Source organism: Streptomyces sp. NPDC059224 (assembly GCF_042754285.1).
Classification (GTDB): Bacteria; Actinomycetota; Actinomycetes; order Streptomycetales; family Streptomycetaceae; genus Streptomyces.
The window spans coordinates 72291-86493 of the sequence record NZ_JBHZAN010000012.1; the positions used below are offsets into that span (position 1 = coordinate 72291).

At 69.9% G+C, this 14203-nt stretch carries 12 protein-coding genes; 9 read left to right on the plus strand and 3 right to left on the minus strand.

Going from position 1 to position 14203, the window contains the following annotated elements:
* Positions 1 to 4: 4 nt before the first annotated feature.
* Positions 5 to 868 carry an NAD(P)H-binding protein gene (locus ACFXI4_RS14685; RefSeq protein WP_362728978.1) on the plus strand — a complete coding sequence of 288 codons (864 nt, stop codon included), beginning with the start codon at positions 5 to 7 and terminating at the stop codon, positions 866 to 868.
* Between the two features lie 165 nt (positions 869 to 1033).
* Here ACFXI4_RS14685 and ACFXI4_RS14690 read toward each other — a convergent pair whose 3' ends face one another.
* Positions 1034 to 1237 (minus strand): cold-shock protein, encoded by a 204-nt coding sequence (locus ACFXI4_RS14690; protein WP_003992177.1) that lies wholly within the window; start codon positions 1235 to 1237, stop codon positions 1034 to 1036.
* 294 nt (positions 1238 to 1531) lie between these two features.
* On the opposite strand from ACFXI4_RS14690, the gene ACFXI4_RS14695 reads away from it, so the two are divergent.
* Positions 1532 to 2380: a menaquinone biosynthesis protein gene (locus ACFXI4_RS14695; RefSeq protein ID WP_362728980.1), complete on the plus strand. Its 849-nt coding sequence runs from the start codon at positions 1532 to 1534 to the stop codon at positions 2378 to 2380.
* 42 nt (positions 2381 to 2422) lie between these two features.
* Complete coding sequence (locus ACFXI4_RS14700; protein WP_384990435.1) at positions 2423 to 4156, plus strand: serine/threonine-protein kinase; 1734 nt, start codon at positions 2423 to 2425, stop codon at positions 4154 to 4156.
* A gap of 23 nt (positions 4157 to 4179) precedes the next feature.
* Here the strand turns inward: ACFXI4_RS14700 and ACFXI4_RS14705 are convergent, their stop codons facing one another.
* The gene (locus ACFXI4_RS14705) at positions 4180 to 8754 is read right to left on the minus strand and encodes an FtsK/SpoIIIE domain-containing protein (protein ID WP_384990437.1); all 4575 of its coding nucleotides are present in this window, start codon (positions 8752 to 8754) and stop codon (positions 4180 to 4182) included.
* Between the two features lie 237 nt (positions 8755 to 8991).
* On the opposite strand from ACFXI4_RS14705, the gene ACFXI4_RS14710 reads away from it, so the two are divergent.
* Positions 8992 to 9297 (plus strand): WXG100 family type VII secretion target, encoded by a 306-nt coding sequence (locus tag ACFXI4_RS14710; RefSeq protein ID WP_351317920.1) that lies wholly within the window; start codon positions 8992 to 8994, stop codon positions 9295 to 9297.
* A gap of 67 nt (positions 9298 to 9364) precedes the next feature.
* On the opposite strand, the gene ACFXI4_RS14715 is transcribed toward ACFXI4_RS14710, so the two are convergent.
* A complete protein-coding gene (locus ACFXI4_RS14715; RefSeq protein ID WP_384990440.1) occupies positions 9365 to 10057 on the minus strand; it encodes a hypothetical protein in 693 nt (230 codons plus the stop codon).
* Between the two features lie 78 nt (positions 10058 to 10135).
* Here ACFXI4_RS14715 and ACFXI4_RS14720 point away from each other — a divergent pair, with 78 nt between their 5' ends.
* Genes ACFXI4_RS14720 through ACFXI4_RS14740 form a run of 5 tightly spaced genes read left to right on the plus strand, consistent with a single transcriptional unit; the run spans position 10136 to position 13568 of the window.
* Positions 10136 to 10441 carry a hypothetical protein gene (locus ACFXI4_RS14720; RefSeq protein WP_362716258.1) on the plus strand — a complete coding sequence of 102 codons (306 nt, stop codon included), beginning with the start codon at positions 10136 to 10138 and terminating at the stop codon, positions 10439 to 10441.
* Positions 10438 to 11709 carry a putative T7SS-secreted protein gene (locus tag ACFXI4_RS14725; protein WP_384990443.1) on the plus strand — a complete coding sequence of 424 codons (1272 nt, stop codon included), beginning with the start codon at positions 10438 to 10440 and terminating at the stop codon, positions 11707 to 11709. Before ACFXI4_RS14720 ends, ACFXI4_RS14725 begins: the two co-directional genes overlap by 4 nt.
* On the plus strand, positions 11690 to 12343 hold the full coding sequence (locus tag ACFXI4_RS14730; protein WP_384990445.1) for a hypothetical protein: 654 nt from the start codon (positions 11690 to 11692) through the stop codon (positions 12341 to 12343). Before ACFXI4_RS14725 ends, ACFXI4_RS14730 begins: the two co-directional genes overlap by 20 nt.
* Positions 12340 to 13008 (plus strand): hypothetical protein, encoded by a 669-nt coding sequence (locus ACFXI4_RS14735; protein ID WP_384990448.1) that lies wholly within the window; start codon positions 12340 to 12342, stop codon positions 13006 to 13008. The genes ACFXI4_RS14730 and ACFXI4_RS14735 overlap by 4 nt, the downstream gene beginning before the upstream one ends.
* Complete coding sequence (locus ACFXI4_RS14740; protein WP_384990451.1) at positions 13005 to 13568, plus strand: hypothetical protein; 564 nt, start codon at positions 13005 to 13007, stop codon at positions 13566 to 13568. Before ACFXI4_RS14735 ends, ACFXI4_RS14740 begins: the two co-directional genes overlap by 4 nt.
* Positions 13569 to 14203: the final 635 nt, after the last annotated feature.

Genomic DNA, 14203 nt, shown 5'->3' on the forward strand with positions numbered 1-14203 from the left:
CACCGTGATCATCGTGACCGGAGCCACCGGGCAGCTCGGCGGCCAGATCGTGGAGCGGCTGCTGGACCGCGTACCGGCCGAGCGGGTGGGCGTCAGCGTCCGCGACCCGCACAAGGCCCGGTCCCTCGCGGACCGGGGAGTGCGGGTGCGCCAGGGCAGCTTCACCGAGCCGGCCGGGCTGGCGCACGCCTTCGAGGGCGCGTCCCAGATCCTGATCGTCTCCGTCGACCGGATGGGTGAGGAGACCGTACGGCAGCACCGCACCGCGGTCGACGCGGCCGTCGCGGCAGGCGCCCGCCGTATCGTCTACACCGCCCAGATGGGCGCGAGCCCCACCTCCCGTTTCCAGGCCTGCCGCGACCACGCGGCCACGGAGGAGGCCCTGGCCGCCTCGGGCGTCGCCTGGACCTCCCTCCGCAACGGCTTCCACGCGGCCAGTGGGCTTCACTTCCTCGCCCAGGGCCTGGAGTCCGGGGAGGTCGCGCTGCCCGCCGACGGCCCGTTCTGCTGGACGGCCCACGCGGACCTGGCGGAGGCGGCCGCCGTGATCCTCGCCGACGAGGGCCGCTTCGAGGGTCCGACGCCCCCGCTCACCGCCCCCGAGGCGCTGACCTTCGCCGACCTGACCGCCGTCGCGGCCGAACTCACCGGCCGCACCCTCACCAGGACCACCGTGTCCGACGACGGCTTCCGCGCCCACCTGGTGGCCGGCGGCCTCCCGGCCGAGACCGCCGGTCAGCTCCTGAGCATCTTCACCGCGGCCCGCGAGAACGAGTTCGCGACCCCCGACCCGGCCCTGGCGAAGCTGCTCGGCCGCGAACCGCTGACCATGCGGGAGCTGCTGAGGGAACGGCTCCACGGCGGGTGAGGTACCGCCGTCCGCGCCGCCCGCTTCGCCGTGGAGTTCTCAGGGGAAACCTTCCCCTGGATTTCCTCGGGAAAAGGGCAGGAGCCCCGTCGCCGGAAGGCGCGGGGCTCCTTGGGTACTGCACTCAGTCTGAGATCAGACTCTGGGGTGTCTGGATCGGTGAGATCAGACGGGGGTGACGTTCTCCGCCTGCGGGCCCTTCGGACCCTGCGTGACGTCGAAGCTCACCTGCTGGTTCTCCTCGAGCGAGCGGAAGCCGCTCGCGTTGATCGCGGAGTAGTGAACGAAGACGTCCGGGCCGCCGCCCTCCTGGGCAATGAAGCCAAAGCCCTTTTCGGCGTTGAACCACTTAACGGTTCCGGTAGCCATAAGCCCTCCTTGGGCTCAAAAGGGTCGCCCTGCTCCAGAACCTGCAAGTGTGAAAACAAACTAAGTGCCGCACAACTGCATACGTCTGAAAACGACGAGAGCCCGCGGTTACATGCTCCGCAGGCTCTGTACTGCAAGGGAAACCAAACTGCAACTTGCGGCGAGCCTAGCATGTGGGCAGCCGAAAGCAACAGAGGCCAAGATCACGTCACCCGGACGTTTGAACGGCCTCGCAAATGGGTTGACGTCAGGGGCGGTCTCAGCACCGTACCTCATGGGGTCTACTGTCGCGATGTGGACAATTCTCGCACCCGGCCGCGCGTCGGCCACATCCAGTTCCTGAACTGCCTGCCCCTCTACTGGGGGCTCGCGAGAACCGGCACCCTCCTCGACTTCGAGCTGACCAAGGACACCCCTGAGAAGCTCAGCGAGCAGTTGGTGCGCGGCGACCTCGACATCGGGCCCATCACCCTCGTCGAGTTCCTGCGCAACGCCGGCGACCTGGTCGCCTTCCCGGACATCGCCGTCGGCTGCGACGGCCCGGTGATGTCCTGCGTGATCGTCTCGCAGGTCCCGCTGGACCAGCTGGACGGCCGCCGGGTAGCCCTCGGCTCGACCTCGCGCACCTCGGTCCGGCTGGCCCAGCTGCTGCTCGCCGACCGCTACGGCGTCCAGCCCGACTACTACACCTGCCCGCCCGATCTCAGCCTGATGATGCAGGAGGCGGAGGCGGCGGTGCTGATCGGCGACGCGGCGCTGCGCGCCAACCTGCTGGACGCCCCCCAGTACGGCCTCCAGGTGCACGACCTCGGCGCGCTGTGGAAGGAGTGGACGGGACTGCCGTTCGTCTTCGCCGTCTGGGCGGCACGCCGGGACTACCTGGAGCGCGAGCCGCACCTCACCCGCGAGGTCCACGGCGCCTTCCTGGACTCCCGCAACCTCTCCCTGGAGGAGGTCGCCAAGGTCGCCGAACAGGCCGCCCGCTGGGAGGCCTTCGACGAGGCGACCCTGGCCCAGTACTTCACCACCCTCGACTTCAGCTTCGGCCCGCCGCAGCTGGCCGCCGTCGCGGAGTTCGCCCGCCGGGTCGGACCGACGACCGGATTCGCGGCGGATGTGAAGGTCGATCTGCTTCAGGCCTGACAGGCAATAGGCTGCTGCCCGGACTGACTGGGGGGTGGGGACATGCAGCCGCTCGCGGGTGACGAACCTACGGTTGTCGGGCCGTACCGGCTGCTCGGCCGGCTCGGCTCCGGCGGTATGGGCCGCGTCTATCTGGGCCGTTCGGCCGGCGGCCGGAGCGTCGCGGTGAAGATCGTGCATCCGCACTTCGCCCTGGACGAGGAGTTCCGGGCCCGCTTCCGCCGCGAGGTGGACGCGGCCCGGCGGGTCGGCGGCGCCTGGACGGCCCCCGTCCTGGACGCCGACCCGGACGCGCCGGTGCCCTGGGTCGCCACGGCCTATGCGGCGGGCCCGTCACTCACGGCCGCCGTGACGGACGGCGGCCCGCTGCCCGCGCGCACGGTACGGGCGCTGGGCGCGGGCCTCGCCGAGGCGCTCGCCGCCGTGCACGAACTGGGCCTGGTGCACCGGGACGTGAAGCCGTCCAACGTACTGCTGACCCTCGACGGCCCGCTGCTGATCGACTTCGGCATCGCGCGGGCCACGGACGGCACCGCCTCGCTGACGTCGTCGGGCGTCTCCATCGGCTCCCCGGGATACATGTCACCCGAGCAGATCCTCGGCAAGGGCGTCACGGGCGCCGCGGACGTCTTCTCCTTCGGCGCGGTGCTGGCGTACGCGGCCAACGGCGCACCGCCCTTCCCCGGCGACTCGTCGGCCGCCCTCCTCTACAAGGTCGTCCACGAGGAGCCCGAACTCGGCTCGCTCAGCGGTGAGCTGCGCGAGGTCGCCGAGGCCTGCCTGGTGAAGGAGGCGGGCGCGCGCCCGGCCCCCGGCGAGGTGGCCAGGCGGCTGGCCCCGGACGGGGCGGCGCGGCTGATGGCCGGCGGATGGCTGCCGGGAGGGCTGGTGGAGCGGGTCAGCCGGAGCGCGGTGGAGGTGCTGAACCTGGAGGTCACGGAGGCGGCGGTACCGGCCCTTGGGCCGGCGCAGTTCAGCGCGCCTTCGGCGGACGACACGGCCGCGCCCGCCGCCACGGGGGCCGCCGCCGACGTTCCCGCGGGTGTCCCGGTGACGGCGGGCGTGTTCGGGCCGCCCCCGGCGGTGCCGCCCGCGGCGGTGCCGTCCGCGGCGGTGCCGGAGCCGCGTGACGCCGTACCCCCGGGGAAGGTCTCGGTGAGCCTCGCCGCGACCGCCGTACCGGCCGGGGAGGGCGGTCGCGGCCGCCGGGTGAGCTGTACGGTCGCGCTCGCGGTGGCCGGGGCGCTGGCCGTGGTGACCGTCGGGGCGGGGGTCCTGCTGAAGCCGTACCTTGGCGACGGCGGCGGCCGGGACAGCGACAACGGCGCGGCCGCCACGCCGCCCTCGAGATCCGCGTCGTCGTCTGCATCGTCGTCCTCGTCGTCCTCGTCGTCCTCTCCGCCGTCCCCGTCGGGCGGCGGGCCGATCCCGGCCGCCTACCTGGGCACCTGGGAGGGCCCGGCCACCGCCCTGGACGGCAACCTGCCCGTCGGCACCTTCCGCGTCACCGTGCAACAGGCCAAGACCGGGGCGGAGCTGGGCCGCCTGCGCCAGACCGACCAGCTGGGCGGGGTCTGTACCGACCTCCTCACCCTGAAGTCGGTCACCGCCGACAAGCTGGTCGCCACATCGAAGGGCGTCGAGGGCAACCACGACGGCTGCGACCCGGACCCCACCACGGTCTACCTGACCCCCAAGGACGGCGAGCTGGTCTACACCTCGGACAGCTCGGCGGAGGGGAACCCGACGGCGGTCATGACGAAGGCGGGGGACTGAGCCCCCGCCCGACCGCCGTACGGCTACTGCGGGGTGGTCACCGTGACGTGCTCCCCACTGCCCAGGTGCAGCATGCCCTTGCCGGGGGTGACGGGTCCGCCGACCATGTTGCGGGTCGTCCGGATGCCGATCAGCTCGCCGGAGCCGGACTCCTGCGGGGAGAGCAGGATGCCCCGCCGGGCCTTCTTCGCGTCGACCTGCCAGCCGGAGAAGCCGTCGCAGATCTCGTCCTCGTCACCGGCGATGACCACGGCGAGCCCCTCCTCGGCCCCGCTCTCCACGATCCGCTTGAAGACGTCCTCGGCGTCGCAGTCGTCCAGCACCTCGGCGTCGTCGACCAGGACGACGACCGGCTCGGCCGGCGACGCCGACGCGATGACCTCGGTCAGCTCGTCCTCGTCGATGTCCCGCCCGGTGAAGACCTTCAGCACACCTTCCTGGCCCTCGAGTTCACGAAGCGGGGACATCCGGGGCGCGGCGACGACGATCCGGACGCCGTTGGCCAGGTAGGACCGGGCGAAGCCCAACAAAGCCGTGGACCGGCCCGACTTGGCGGGACCACCGATCACGAACGCCGGGACACCCTGCGCCAGGTCCGGCCCGAAAGCGGTCAGTTCGTCGCCGCCGACGCCCACCAGGGCCCACAGCGGAGAGGCCGCCGCGGCCGGGTCCCGCATCGCCCAGGCGTCCTCGAAGGAGATCCGGCCGGGCAGCACGTCCACCCGGAACGGGCGCCGGGAACGCGGTACCTGGCCGTCCCGGGCCTGCGCCGCCTCGCCGATCGCGACGATCGCGGCGGCCTGTCCCTGCCCGGTGGTGTCCTCGGACAGCAGCGCGAACTGGGTCTCGGCGGCGGTCTCGCTGCGGAAGGCGCGGCCGGGCGGGATCTCCTCCGGCACCTTGCGGGAGTTGATGTCCAGCATGGAGAAGTCGGCGCGGTCGGCGAGCCGCAGACCGTACTTGTCCTCGGTCAGCGACGAGATGCGGCCCGCCAGGATCTGCCGGTCACCGGTGAGGACGAGATGGATGCCGACGCTCGCGCCCTCGCGCATCATCACCATGATCTGGTCGGTGAGATCACCGTGGTTCAGCTCGCCGAGGGTCGGCAGCCAGCCCTCCCAGCGGTCCAGGAGCAGCACGATGTGCGGCAGCCGCTCCGCCTCCGGCACGGCCCCCCGCTGCTCGCCGATGTCCGCGAACCCCTTCTCCGCCAGCAGCTCCTGACGGCGGCTCAGTTCGCCGGAGAGACGGGCCATGAGCCGCTCGACACGCTCGGTCTGGTTACGGCCGACGACCGCACCGCAGTGCGGCAGCCGGGTCAGCGCGTTGAGCGCGCCGTTGCCGCAGTCGATGCCGTACAGGTGGACGTCCGCACAGGAGTTGGTGCGGGCCAGCGACCCCGCGATGGTGCGCAGCACCTGGGAGCGTCCGGTGCGCGGGGCACCGGCGACGATGAGGTGCCCGAAGCTCGCGAAATCGACGGCCACCGCACGGCGGGCCTGGTCGCCGGGCAGGTCCTCGACACCGTACGGGGCGGCGGGCAGCGCGCCCTGCGCCTGCACGGCCGGCACGTCCTCCAGCAGCAGCATGTCGTCGAGCGCGGGCAGCCACGGCGAGTGCTGGGCCGGGATGGCCAGCGCGGTGTTGGCCTCGCGCACGGCGTCCACCAGCACCTTCAGGTCCGTGATCTCGTCGTCCTCCCTGGCCTCGGACTTTGGCTTGCGCAGCGCCGCCCGTCCGAGGTCCTGCCAGGACAGCGCCCCGGCCCAGGGCGCGAGGGTCGCCGGGTCGGCCGCACCGGGCCGCCGTCCGCCGACCCGGCCGGACTGGAACGGAATCAGCGAGGCGTGCCCGAGCCGGACGTACGCCCGTCCCGGGGTGCTCTTCGCGATGTGCCCGGCGTCGGGCGCGTCGATGACGTCGGTCGACTCGCCCGCGTCGGTCACCCGGAGCGCGATCCGGAGGTTGGTGTTGGCGCGGATCTCCGGGGACACCACACCGGAGGGCCGCTGCGTGGCCAGCAGCAGGTGGATCCCGAGGGACCGCCCTCGCTGGGCGATGTTCACCAGACCCGTGACGAAGTCGGGCAGGTCCCGCACCATGGACGCGAACTCGTCGATGACGATGAGGAGCCGGGGGACGGGCGGGTGCGCGGGGTTGCGGCGCACCAGGTCCTGGTAGTCCTCGATGTCCTTGGCGTCGGCCGCGGCGAGGATGTGCTCACGGCGCTTCAGCTCGGCGCCCAGCGACTCCAGCGCCCGCTCCACGAGGTGGGCGTCGAGGTCGGTGACCATGCCCACCGTGTGCGGCAGCTTCACGCAGTCCTTGAACGCCGAACCACCCTTGTAGTCGACGAGCACGAAGGTCATGTTCTCCGGCGTGTTCGCCACCGCCAGCGCGGCCACGATGGTCTGGAGCAGCTCGGACTTGCCGGAACCGGTGGTACCGGCGATCAGTCCGTGCGGTCCGTCGCGCCTGAGGTCGATGCCGAACGGGCCGTCGTACGACTCCCCGATGACCGCCATCGTCGACTGCCCGCCCATCCGCCAGCGCGCGGCTATCGCGTCCCGGCTCGGCGGCTCCAGCTGGAGCACGTCGAGCAGCCGGCTGGCGGCGGGCAGCGCCGAGTCCTCGGCCTCGCCGCTGATGTCCCGCAGCGGGGAGAGCGAGCGGGCGAGCCGGGCGCACCAGGCGGGGGAGACGAAGTCGGGCCGTACGTCACGCTTGCGCAGCGCCCCGCTCTGCTCGACCCGCAACCGCAACCGCAGGTCCTGCGGCGCCTGTTCGGCGCCCTGGTGGCCCTGCTGCGCCTGCGGATGCCAGGCCTGGAACGAGGGGAAGCCGCCGGCCGCCTGCTGCGCCACGGCCGTCGCCGGCGCGGCCTCGGCCGCCACCGGCTCGGCGACGACGACGCCCTGGCACTCGCCCGGCAGGAAACGCTCCTCCTCGTCGAGACAGATGGAGCGCAGGGCCACCCCGGGCCCTTCCTTCAGCAGCCGCACCACACCCGGCATGGACCGCAGCCGCCGCGACCCGTCCCACACGATCACGACGTCCGGATCGGAGAAGGCGGGGCCGTCGGTCTTGCTGCGCCCGCCCTGCTGAAGGGCCTTCTGCCGGCCGTCGAGGAGCTGGGTGAGCTCGCCGACACGGGCGGCGACGGTCTCCGAGTCGGTGCCGATCAGGACGTTCACGTCCTGGCCGCCGCCGGGCCGGGAATGCGGCAGCCAGCGCACCCAGTCCCAGCGGGTGCCGGCGTCGTTGTCGGTGAGGACGTAGAACTGCACGTCCATCGGGCTGTGCAGGACGGCGGTCTGGGCGACGGCCCAACGCCCCAGCGCATGCGCCGCGTCACCCGGCCCGGCGACGCCGACGACCCCGAGGTCGCGCAGCGACAGGGCGACCGGGGCGTCCTCGATGTACCAGCGGACCTTGCGCTTGTGCTCGTCCTGCTCGGGGTCGTCGAGCTCGACCTCGGAGGGCACGCGCCCGGTGCCGAAGCGGATCAGCAGATGGTCGGCGTCGGTCCGCCGCCGTTCCCACAGCCGCGTCCGGGGCCCGGTGCCGTACGTCAGCACCGCGGCGGGGTCGGGCACGGCGGCCCGCCGGTCGCTCCGCTCGGTCTTCAGGGCGTCCTGGGCGTCGTCCTCGATCCGTCCCTTGTGCTCCTTGTACTCCTTGAGCTGCTTGGCATGGGACTTGCGCCCGTGCTTCTTGTCCATGAAGTAGTTGCCGAACAGCATGACCGGGCTCATCACGGCCATGATCAGGTAGTACCAGCGCCCGAACATCATCACCGAGACGACGGCACCCACGAGCGGCAGCAGCGCCATCAGCCATGGCAGCGGGCGGGCCTCGTAGTCACCGGGCGGGTTCGGGAGCGAGAAGTGCGTCTGGTGCTCGGCGGGGCGCAGCCGCGGGGGCCGGTTGTAGTCGAGCCCGGCGCCGTCGTCGGACCACTTGAGGGCGGCGTTGGGCGGGACGTACCCGGTGATCTCCAACAGGCTGTTGCCGAGGACCAGTTGGGAGCCGAGGGGCCAGTCGCCCTCGCCGTCGAACTCCTCCCCGTCCAGCCGGGCACCGTCGCCGTGCGCACGCACCTTGCAGGTACCGTCGATGGCGATGGTGAGGGTGGCGGCGCGGGCGGCCAACTCCGGGTCCTCGACACGGAGATGGGAGGCGGCGCCGGTGCCGATGTCGTACCGCCCGACACCGAGCCGGTGCACGGCGCCGGCCGCGGGACCGCCCGCCACCCGGAACTCCACGATCCCGGTGGGCTCACCGAGCACGCACCCGGACGGGTCGTGCAGGCTGACCACGACACCGTCGCGCAGCGGCGAGCCGACGACGGTGGCGGCGGGGTCGAGGGCGTAGCCGTCGACGTAGGCGAGAGGACCGGTGGCCTGGACGACCGAGGTCCCCCTCGGCGTCCCGATGGGTATGACCTGCGCGACCTCGCCGCTGTCCGGGTAGCCGGGACCGACCTGCCGGGCCAGTTCCCGGGCCACGTCACCGACCGTCGACTCGGGATCGGCGTCGAGCACGACGTCGGCGGTGGCACCGCCGACCGGGTCGACGACGGTCAGACTCAGGCGCACGTTCGTCCTCCTCGCAGGCCCGGCACATTCGGTGTGACCTTAGCCGGACGGCCTTTCACGGGCGCAACGGGATTGCGCCGGTTCACGATTCCCTCGCACGAGGCCCCTGCGGCCACGTGCCTCCCACCCGTAGGATCTTTGCTCATGGGACGGCCGGGTCAGGACCGGCCGATCCGTCCGAGCAAGCCACGGGGGCGAGCCCTGGGGCGGCCACAACACAACGGGAGGGATGCCGACATGGGCAAGGGCAAAGACACAGACCTTACTTATGCCGAGATGGAGAAGGTCGCCGGCGACCTGATCAAGGACATGCACGAGCTCGAAGACAAGATCAAGAACATCGAGAAGCGTGTCTCGGCACTGGTGGAGGAGGGCTTCACCACCCAGAAGGCCTCGGGAGCGTACGACGACTCCATGAAGGACTTCACCAAGGGCGCGACGAAGACGATCCAGGGCCTGCACGGGCTCTCGGACTTCCTGAAGAAGGCCAAGGAAGCGTACGAGCAGCTGGACGACCAGCTGGCGAAGCAGGCCAAGGGTTAGCAAGGTCCGGCGACCTTGAGCGACCGGGTGCGGCGGAGCACGTCAGGTACTCTGCCGCACCCGGCTGTCAGGCTTCGGCGGTCCGGGTCTCGTCCGGCTGCGGATGACGCATCAGGTAGGTGTGCAGTTCGCTGCCCCACTCCTCGGTCGTCAGCCTCAGCCACGAGCCGTCCCTGAAGCGCAGGAGCAGGCGGTCGGTCTCGAACGCGGGGAGGGGGTCGGCGAGGGTGGCGTCCCCGGCCGGTATCTCCGCGACGACCTGCATGAGTGCGTCCCGGCGGATGGACACGCGTTTGGGTGGGGCGGCCAGCAGGATGCGGTCTCCGGCAAGGGCGACCAGGCGCTGGTGGTGGGAGGAACGGCTGTACCACTGCAGGAGGAAGCGGCCGGCGGCCGCGTTCCAGTCGCCGTCGAAGGTCTTGTCGAGACCAAGTTCGACGATGGCCTCGTCACGCCGCTTCTCGTCGAGCTTTGCGGCGCGGTGGCGCTCCTGGTCCCCGGTGGTCGACAGCATGCGCTTGAGTGCCTCCTCGCCGGCGCCGAGCAGGCTCAGCAGCCTGCCGATGAACAGCAGGGGCGATCCCAGCGTGACGCCGAGCATGCCGAGCGGCCTCATGGACGCGGGACGCAGGGGCCCGGCTCCGGCTGCCCGGTGCACTTCGGCGGGTGGCTCGGGAATCTTGCCGATCGTGCACCAGGCTGCCGCGTCGGGTGTGACGCCGAGTCGGTCCCGTACGGTGCGGTCGGTGCTCGTGGACAAAAGCGTCCCACCTTCCAAGTCGTCTGCCGAAGGAAGTCTCGCGGCAGTGTCTCATGTCCATGATGGGGGAATTTTTCGATGGCCGACAGAATCAGGTACGACCTCGACATGATCAAGGGGTGCTCACGGACTCTGGGCAAGCTCCACAATGAGTTTGATCAGCATGGGAACCCCGCGGACGATTACGAGGACGAACTGGGTCACGGTGGACTGAAAGACGCCTTCGACGAGTTCAGTACTACGTGGAAGAAGACGCGTAAGACGCTGTCGAAGGAACTGAAGAAGCTCGCCGAGTACACCGGGGCCGCAGCCCAGAAGTACGAAGAGATAGACCACGAGTTGGCCAAGGCAATTGCCGATAACACGGGGAAGGGCAGGAAGTGAGCAGGCGATCCAGCGACTGGCCGCCGCTGTGGGACGAGGATCCCACCCCGGGGGACCCGGACGAAGTCGCCGCCCTGGGGCGGAAGTTGCGGCAGATGGCCGACATGATCGACGAACAGGCGCGGGTCATCAAGGCGTTGTCCTCGGTGGAGGGCTGGGACAGCGACGCCGGCCGAGCCTTCAACGAGATAGCCGACGGTGCCGGAGACCGGCTCAAGAAGGCGTTCGAGCGGTACGACGAGGCGTCCAAGGCGGTGGGCACCAAGGTGGCCGAGGGCGAATCAAATGAATTCGCCGGGGAGTTGCACCGGGCCCAGAAGCAGGCCGACAGGGCCTTGGCGGATTACCGGGAGGCCGAGTCCGACCACGATCTCGCCGACCGCGAAGTGAAGAAGTTCACGGACAAGTACCTCGTCAGCCAGATACCCGAGGCCGACAGGCCCGAGTACGAACGCTGGGAGAAGAAGCGCGACGAGGCGCTGCATCGCATCGGACAGGCCCGCAAGGAAGTCAAGGACGCCAGAGACATCTTCGACGACGCCGGGGACCGTGCCGCCCGCCGGATCAAGGATGTGGTCCACCACGACGCGGTGCGCGACCCCGGCGGATTCATGAACTGGCTCGCCGACTGGGCGGACACGTTCTCCAACATCTCGGCGATCCTGTCCGTCCTCGCGGTCGTCTGCGCGTTCATTCCGCCGTTGCAGTTCCTGGTACCCATCTTCGCCACCCTTGCGGTGCTCACCAGCGCGGCGGCACTGGCCGGGCACGCGTACGACATGACAGTGCGCGGTGGGAAGGTCAACTGGCTGAAGCTGGGGACGGACTTCCTCGGAGTCCTTCCGGGCCTCGGGGCCCTCAAGGGGTTCAAGGCCGTGGGCAAACTGAGGGGACTGGCCAAGCTCAAGGCATTCGGCAAGGCCGGCACCTGGGGCGAGGCCTCTCTTCGAGGGCTGGACGGAATCGGGCACAACTTCCTCAACGGCCTCAGTGTGAGCATGACCAACAAGGTCCTTGCCCAGGGCCTCAAGCTCGGACAGAGGCTCAACGTCGCCGGTCTGCCCGAGAAGTTCGCCCCCATCGGCGGAAAGCAGATCACCGCGGTCATCAAGGGGAACGGCCTGGCGAGCGCGCTCCACCGGATGTTCAGCGGCGAGAACGGCGGGACCACTGGTTACCAGGAGCCGGAAACGGCCAAACCGACCCCGACTCCCAGCCCGTCGCCGCAGCCTTCGCCGAAGCCGTTCCATGCGGCTCTCGCCGCGTAGCCGTGGCGGTTTCGAAGCCGATGTACTGAGCCTGAAAAAAAGAGGGGTGACCCAAGTGAGCGACCCGACCGGCCTCGACGAAGGGGAATTCGTCGGCCGCAGGGGTACGGATCCTGTCCGGCTGGTCCCGAGTGAGGTGATCGCCGCCGTCCCTGCCGCCAGGGCTCTCGCCGAGAAGTCGGGCAGGGAACTGCGCTTCGACTTCCTGGACGACGGTGCGGTTCTCCGTATGCTGCGGCTTCGGCACGAGGACGAGACCGCGATGTTCAACGCGGGCTTCAAGACGGGTGCCCCTTTGGCGGTGGTGGGTTTCGGTGCCGCGGTGTACGGGGGCGGCGTGGTCCAGTACTGGGAGTCGGACACCGCGCGGCTCGCCTACACGGCCGTGGCCGCCGCCGTCGTACTGACACTGCTCGCCGTGTTCGTACGTACCGCCTCCGCCCACTGGGGTAATCCCGTACGTCAGAATCTCCGTTCCAGGGCGCGGGGTTACCGCGAACTCGCACAACTGGCGCGCAGGCAGGGGGCAGACATTCCCGCCGGCTATCCCCACTACGGCCCGTATCCCTTCGCGGCCACATTCCGTCCCGAAGTGGATGAATCGGAAACCATCGATGGAGAAGGCCTGTCGTGAGCGCCGCAGCAGTTGAAGAAGACGTTCAGGGCTCGATCGGCGGGCCGGGCATCGACGTCCGCTGGATCATGCCGAAGGGCTTTTTCGAGATCCCGATGGACGCGGAGACCCTGGACGAGGCCGCCGAGCAGCTCGTCGAGCTGGCGCGCGCCGTGATGCCGGAAGCCACCTTTGAAGTGCAACTGGAGTGGGCGGTCATGGTCGCCGCGCACTACGACTCCTTCGTCGAGGCCGGCATCCAGTACTCCGGCTTCGTGCTGACAGAGGTCGACGGGGAGCGGTGCACGGCGACGGTCACCGTCAGCATGACCGATCTGGACGAGAGGGCCGGTACTCACCCCGTCGGGTTCCTGGGCTCGACGATGCGGCACCTCGGCATGGGTCAGGTCAGCGAGATCGAGCTGCCGTGCGGCCACGCCGTGTCCTGCATCGGAACCCGGAAGGGGAGTCTGCCCGGCAGCCTCACCGCATCCGGAGCCGACGAGCCGGTGGTGACCTCTTTCATCCAGGTCCAGATACCGCTGAGCAACGGGACGGTGCTGGTTCTGGAGATGGGCACCCCCACACCGCGGGCCTGGGACGTCTTCTCGGCCATGTTCGCGGGTGTCGTGAAGAGCGTCCGCCTGTTCAACGATTCGGGCAAGCCGATGGTGATGTCCGGATGACCTTGGACCCCGACGCGGCGGCACCTCCCAAGGACTACCGGATCCTGGTCCCGCGGGACTGGTTCCGCATCGATCTCACTCAGGATCGCTGGCGTGCCCAGCTGAAGACGTTCGTGGATCACCAGGCCGAGGGCAGGAACGTTCCGGCCGAGCTCAAGCAGGAGGTCTGGGCCACCCTGCGCAACACCGCCGAGTCCGGGGTCAGAACCGGTGCACTGGAGTTCTTCCTGAGGCCGGAGCTGGAGGGCGGCGGTGTCCTGCCCGCCTCGCTGATCGTCTCCTTGATCCCTCGCCCCGGGGGACTGACCACCCGGGATCTCCAGCAGTCACTGCGGGCGAAGCAGGAGCAGCGCGACTCCGCCGCGGAGGTCTCGACCGTCATCCTCCCCGCGGGGGAGACCGTCCGGGTCCTCGGCCCGGCGACTTTGGACCTGTACGTCCGGATGCCCGGCGGTGTCGGCTATCTGGTCCTGGCGTTCGCGGTGCCGCTCAACGGAGTGGCAGGACCCATGCGCAGACTCTGCGACTCCATCGCGGAGTCGTTGCGGTGGATCACCTGAGGGGCCGTGAGCCCTGCCGGGCCGGTTCGGGAGACCTGAGCGGTGGGCCATCTGGCTCTCCTGGAGGGTGACGTCTTGTGTGGTTCCGAAGGCGCTGGCGGGCAGGCACTCCGCCCGACCGTCTGGTTCGCATTTGAGTGAGACGGTGTGCCAGTGGTGAGTGCGTACACGGCGACCTCGCTTGCCGCTAACTCGGTTGATGGCACAGAGAAGTTCGCCGCGTACGACATTGCCGCCGTCTCGCTCCTGTCCTTCGGCTTGCCCGAGCCGAAGGACAGATTCGTGTCCTTGGGCAGGGACACGTCCACGCCGTCGTGCTTGTCCTCTGCCGGTGCTCCAGACGCGAATGTCGATGTTGTCGGTGTCTTCGCGTCCGTGTCGGCGTTGGCGCTCCTGTCGTTGTCGCCGGCTCTGAGCCTCAGACGGATAACGGCATTGCTGCCGTCGCCGCCAGTGCGGCAGCAGCAGGCAAGGCAGGGCGCTTCACAGCGAACTCTCCGCGAGACACGAGTCCACTCAGGAGACCCCACCGCATCGGTGAAGTTCTCGGCTTCGCCAACGTGAACTCCCTTGCATGTACCGACAATTCCGCGTGCGTAGGAGGCGCGGAGGCGTGATCTGTGTCCCGCTTGTAC

Bases quoted from the DNA above. Each gene is read 5' to 3' on its own strand.
- ACFXI4_RS14740 (WP_384990451.1), top strand. From the start codon at position 13,005: ATGACCTTGGACCCCGACGCGGCGGCACCTCCCAAGGACTACCGGATC.
- ACFXI4_RS14730 (WP_384990445.1), top strand. From the start codon at position 11,690: ATGCGGCTCTCGCCGCGTAGCCGTGGCGGTTTCGAAGCCGATGTACTG.
- ACFXI4_RS14700 (WP_384990435.1), top strand. From the start codon at position 2,423: ATGCAGCCGCTCGCGGGTGACGAACCTACGGTTGTCGGGCCGTACCGG.
- ACFXI4_RS14690 (WP_003992177.1), bottom strand. From the start codon at position 1,237: ATGGCTACCGGAACCGTTAAGTGGTTCAACGCCGAAAAGGGCTTTGGC.
- ACFXI4_RS14710 (WP_351317920.1), top strand. From the start codon at position 8,992: ATGGGCAAGGGCAAAGACACAGACCTTACTTATGCCGAGATGGAGAAG.
- ACFXI4_RS14720 (WP_362716258.1), top strand. From the start codon at position 10,136: ATGGCCGACAGAATCAGGTACGACCTCGACATGATCAAGGGGTGCTCA.